The organism is Aurantimonas sp. A2-1-M11, assembly GCF_036549475.1.
Classification (GTDB): domain Bacteria; phylum Pseudomonadota; class Alphaproteobacteria; order Rhizobiales; family Rhizobiaceae; genus Aurantimonas.
Genome location: NZ_JAZHLI010000225.1, coordinates 1 through 644 on the forward strand (window position 1 = coordinate 1; position 644 = coordinate 644).

General features: G+C 65.6%; 1 protein-coding gene. It reads left to right on the plus strand.

Annotated features, from left to right (window positions below):
* Positions 1–644: IS66 family transposase zinc-finger binding domain-containing protein (locus VQ042_RS25805; RefSeq protein ID WP_331823079.1), on the plus strand; the 644-nt coding region annotated here is incomplete at both ends.

Sequence of the window (644 nt, forward strand, 5' to 3'; positions counted from 1 at the left end):
GCCCTGATCGCGCATCTGACGCTTGAGATCGAGAAGCTCAAGCGCGAACTCTATGGGACGCGTTCGGAGCGCAAGGCCCGTCTCCTCGACCAGCTCGAGATGCAGCTCGAGGATGCCCAGGCCGCCGCGACCGAGGACGAGCTTGCCGCCGAACGGGCCGCGGCGAAGACGACGAACGTTCAGGCCTTCAACCGCAAGCGCCCCTCGAAGAAGCCCTTCCCCGAGCATCTGCCGAGGGAGCGGGTGGTGATCGAGGCGCCAACTTCGTGTCCGTGCTGCGGCTCGGCAAAGCTGTCGAAGCTCGGCGAGGACGTCACCGAGACGCTGGAGGTGATCCCACGCCAATGGAAGGTGATCCAGACCGTCCGCGAGAAGTTCACCTGCCGGGAGTGCGAGACGATCACCCAGCCGCCAGCNGTGATCCCACGCCAATGGAAGGTGATCCAGACCGTCCGCGAGAAGTTCACCTGCCGGGAGTGCGAGACGATCACCCAGCCGCCAGCGCCGTTCCACACGACGCCGCGGGGCTTCCTCGGACCAAACCTCCTGGCGATGATCCTGTTCGAGAAGTTCGGGCAACATCAGCCGCTGAACCGCCAGTCCGACCGCTACGCCCGCGAGGGGATCGACCTCAGCCTGTCGAC